At 73.3% G+C, this 4,328-nt stretch carries 3 protein-coding genes and 1 pseudogene; 3 read left to right on the top strand and 1 reads right to left on the bottom strand.

Features of this window, described 5'->3' with window-relative positions; all coding sequences use genetic code 11:
• The 3 genes from CCN42_RS01700 to CCN42_RS01690 form a co-directional block, all read left to right on the top strand.
• A partial coding sequence (locus CCN42_RS01700; RefSeq protein WP_245877100.1) for an asparaginase occupies positions 1–991 on the top strand: 991 nt, incomplete at its 5' end.
• A gap of 290 nt (positions 992–1,281) precedes the next feature.
• Positions 1,282–2,691: an aspartate ammonia-lyase gene (gene aspA, locus CCN42_RS01695; RefSeq protein ID WP_086732731.1), complete on the top strand. Its 1,410-nt coding sequence runs from the start codon at positions 1,282–1,284 to the stop codon at positions 2,689–2,691.
• 56 nt (positions 2,692–2,747) lie between these two features.
• Entirely contained in the window at positions 2,748–3,680 is a 933-nt protein-coding gene (locus tag CCN42_RS01690) for a glutaminase (RefSeq protein WP_169731385.1), read from the top strand.
• Positions 3,681–3,789: 109 nt separating this feature from the next.
• On the opposite strand, the pseudogene CCN42_RS43630 reads toward CCN42_RS01690, so the two are convergent.
• Positions 3,790–4,328, bottom strand: a pseudogene (locus CCN42_RS43630) (D-alanyl-D-alanine carboxypeptidase); the annotation flags it as partial.

The following is a 4,328-nucleotide window of genomic DNA, read 5'->3' as shown; positions in this document are numbered from 1 at the left end:
GGACGCACCCCTCGTCCGCGAGCCCCTCCACGCCCCCGTCGCCCACCTCGTCCGAGGCGGGATCGTCGAAGGCACCCACTACGGCTCCGTCGTGGCCCTGGACACCCACGGACGCGTCACTTTCCAGCTCGGCGACATCGAGGCGGCCTTCTACCCCCGCTCGGCGATCAAGCCGGTCCAGGCCGTCGCCATGGTCCGGGCCGGCCTGCCGCTCGACGGCGAGCTGCTCTCGCTCGCCGCCGCCAGCCACTCCGGCGAGGAACGCCACCTCGCCGGCACCCGCCGCATCCTGGAACTCGCCGGGCTCACCGAGGACCATCTGCGCAACACGCCCGACATGCCGTTCGACCCGACGGTCCGGGACGTGTGGGTGCGCGAGAGCCGACCGCCGTCCCGCCTCGCCCAGAACTGCTCCGGCAAGCACGCGGCCATGCTCTACACCTGCAAGCTCAACGGCTGGTCCCTGGACGACTACCTCGACCCGGCCCACCCCCTCCAGCAGGCGATCGCCGAGATCGTGGAGGACCTGACCGGCCAGCGGATCGCCACCGTGACCGTCGACGGGTGCGGCGCACCGCTGTTCGCCGTCTCCCTGAACGGCCTCGCCCGCGCCGCCGCCCGCATCACCACCGCCGCACCCGGCACCCCCGAGGCACGCGTCGCCGACGCGATGCGCGACCACGCCGAGATGGCCTCCGGCTCCGGCCGGGACGTGGCCGCCTTGATGCGGGCCGTCCCCGGCCTGCTCGCGAAGGACGGCTTCGAGGGCGTCCACGTGGCAGCCCTGCCCGACGGCCGCGCGATCGCAGTCAAGATCGCCGACGGCGCGAACCGCGCGCGTATCCCCGTGGCCGCCGCGGCCCTGGCCCGCGCAGGCGTCGACCCCGCCCGGCTCAAGGAGTTCGCCGGCGAGCCCCTGCTCGGCGGTGGCACCCCCGTGGGTGAGATCCGGCCGACCCGAGCCCTGGACCCTCTGACCGAGGCGACCTGACCCATGAGGCGTGGCGGAACGTCCCGCAGCCGCGCACGGCGAACAGGGGACACGGCGGGGGTGTCCGCCCGCGGCGGCCGGCGCCGGCTCGAGCACACGACGTCCCACCGAGCCGCCGGCCCCAGGACGGACCCCCGCGGCCCTGATCCCCGAGCGGCACCAGGCGCTGCCCACGCCACGACACACCCGCGCAGGGCGCCGCAGGCACGAGCCGCCCCCATCACGCGAACCCTCGCCCGCACTCCCTCACCGCACCTCACCCGCACCCCTCGAAGAGGACCCCGACACCCATGACCGCCGCCACCCGCAGCGAACACGACCTCCTCGGCGACCGCGACGTGCCCGCCGACGCCTACTGGGGCGTCCACACCCTGCGCGCCACGGAGAACTTCGCCATCACCGGCACCCCGATCTCCGCCTACCCCCACCTGATCACCGCCCTGGCCGCGGTGAAGGAGGCCGCCGCGCTCGCCAACGAGGAACTGGGCCTGCTGGACCCGCGGAAGGCCGCCGCGATCGTCGCCGCCTGCCGCGAGATCCGCGCCGGCGAGCTGCACGACCAGTTCGTGGTGGACGTGGTGCAGGGCGGCGCCGGCACCTCGACCAACATGAACGCCAACGAGGTCGTCGCCAACCGGGCACTGGAGCTGCTGGGCCACGAGAAGGGCCAGTACGCGCACCTGCACCCCAACGAGGACGTGAACCTCGGCCAGTCCACCAACGACGTCTACCCGACCGCGGTCAAGATCGCGACGGTCTTCGCGGTACGGGGCCTGCTCAAGGCGATGTCGGTGCTCCAGGACACGTTCGCCCGCAAGGCGGTCGAGTTCCGCGACGTACTGAAGATGGGCCGCACCCAGCTCCAGGACGCCGTCCCCATGACGCTCGGCCAGGAGTTCTCCGCGTACGCCGTCATGCTCGACGAGGACCGCAGCCGCCTCGCCGAGGCCGTCGAGCTGATCCACGAGATCAACCTGGGCGCCACCGCCATCGGCACCGGCCTCAACGCGCCCCGCGGCTACGCCGAGTCGGCCCGCCGCCACCTCTCCGGCATCACCGGCCTGCCCCTGGTCACCGCCGCCAACCTGGTCGAGGCCACCCAGGACTGCGGCGCCTTCGTCCAGATGTCCGGCGTGCTCAAGCGGATCGCCGTGAAACTCTCCAAGAGCTGCAACGACCTTCGCCTGTTGTCCTCCGGCCCGCGCGCGGGCCTCGGCGAGATCAACCTCCCCCCGGTGCAGGCCGGTTCGTCGATCATGCCGGGCAAGGTCAACCCGGTGATCCCGGAGGTCGTCAACCAGGTCGCCTTCGAGGTGATCGGCAACGACGTCACCATCACCATGGCGGCGGAGGCCGGCCAGCTCCAGCTGAACGCCTTCGAGCCGATCATCCTGCACTCCCTCTCGGAGTCCATCACCCACCTGCGCAACGCCTGCGTCACCCTCGCCGAGCGCTGCGTGGCCGGCATCACCGCCAACACCGAGGTGCTGCGGGCGAGCGTGGAGAACTCCATCGGCCTGGTCACCGCCCTGAACCCGCACATCGGGTACACGGCCGCCACCGACATCGCCAAGGAGGCCTTGGCCACCGGCCGGGGCGTGGCCGAACTGGTCCTGGAGAAGGGCCTGCTGCCGCAGGAGAAGCTGACCGCCCTCCTGCGGCCCGAGGTGCTCGCCGGCAGCGGCTCACCTGTCGTCTGACCTGCGGGTTCCGACACCGGCACACCGATGCGCACCGGGAACGGCCCGGAGGCACAATGGTGATCATGACGTCGCCGACGACCTTCCTGCCGGTCCTGGAGCGCATCGCCGAGGAGATCGAGCACACCCCCGGCCGCGGCCGGCCCGCCGACTACATCCCGGCGCTCGCCGCCTGCGACCCGCGCCGCTTCGGCATGGCCGTGGCGGAACCGGACGGCGGGGTGTACGGCGTGGGGGACTGGCGCGAGCCGTTCTCCACGCAGTCCGTCACCAAGGTCTTCACCCTCGCCCTCGACCTGGCCCGGGAGGGCGACGAACTCTGGGAGCACGTGGGCCGCGAGCCGTCCGGCAACCCGTTCAACTCGCTGGTGCAGCTGGAGTACGAGAACGGGATCCCGCGCAACCCGTTCATCAACGCGGGCGCCCTGGTGGTCACCGACCGCCTGCACACCCGTACCGGTGACGCGTCGGGGACCCTCCTGGAGTTCCTGCGCGCCGAGTCAGGCAACCCGCAGATGTCGTACGACGAGGAGGTCGCCGCCTCCGAGGCCGCGCACGGTGACCGGAACGCTGCCCTCGCCCACTTCATGGCGTCGTACGGCAACATCGACAACCCGGTGCCGGTGCTGCTGGAGCAGTACTTCCGCCAGTGTTCCCTCCGGGCGTCCTGCGCCGACCTGGCCCGCGCCACCGCCTTCCTGGCCCGGCACGGAGTCCGCGCCGACGGCACCCGGCTGCTGAGCCGCAGCCAGGCCAAACAGGTCAACGCGGTCATGCTGACCTGCGGCACCTACGACGCGGCGGGCGACTTCGCCTACCGCGTCGGGCTGCCCGGCAAGAGCGGCGTCGGCGGCGGGATCATCGCGGTCGTCCCGGGCCGCTGCACGCTCTGCGTCTGGAGCCCGGGGCTCGACGAGCGCGGCAACTCGGTGGCGGGGGTGGCGGCCCTGGACCGTTTCACGACCCTGACGGGTCTGTCGGTGTTCTGACGGGACGGGCTGGTACGGCTGCGCGCCGGCCGCCTGCGCGCTCGCCTCGTTCGAGCCGGTCCGTGACACGGTCGGTTCGGGCCGATCCGCCGCTCCAGCGGCCGTTCGGTCACACCCTGTCCGCACGGCCGCCCCGGACGCTCCGCCCGCCCAGGGCCCGCAGCACCAGGGCGACCGCCCCGGCGCCCAGCCCCGCGGCGGCCGCGATCGTCGCCGTCTCCGCCCAGCCGGGCCCGGGATCGGGGGCGGCGACGGCCGCGGCGACCGGTACCGGGTCGGGGCCCGGGCGCGGCCGGGCCCGCAGGGCGTCCAGCGAGCCCACCGGCTCCACCCGGCCGGCCGCGCCGAACCCCCAGTCGAGCAGTGAGCGGGCCTCCTCGTAGACGGCGAACCCGCCGCCCTCGCGCGGATTCATCACCGTCACCACGAGGGTCCGCCCGCCCTTGCGGGCCGCGGCGACCAGGGTGTGGCCCGCGCGGCTGGTGTAGCCGTTCTTGACGCCGATCAGCCCTCGGTACCGTTCGACGCCGTCGGCGCCGGTCAGCAGGCGGTTGGTGTTCCGGATCGGGTAGGCCCATCCGCCGCGTCCCGGGAAGTCGGCCTCGACCGTGGCGCAGTACCGCGCGAAGTCCGGGCTGCGCAGCCCGG

Source organism: Streptomyces glaucescens (assembly GCF_002154375.1).
Taxonomy (GTDB): domain Bacteria; phylum Actinomycetota; class Actinomycetes; order Streptomycetales; family Streptomycetaceae; genus Streptomyces; species Streptomyces glaucescens.
This window is presented reverse-complemented; position numbering and strand designations above follow the sequence as displayed.

Coding starts and splice junctions, on each gene's coding strand:
- aspA (WP_086732731.1), top strand. CDS start 1,282: ATGACCGCCGCCACCCGCAGCGAACACGACCTCCTCGGCGACCGCGAC.
- CCN42_RS01690 (WP_169731385.1), top strand. CDS start 2,748: ATGGTGATCATGACGTCGCCGACGACCTTCCTGCCGGTCCTGGAGCGC.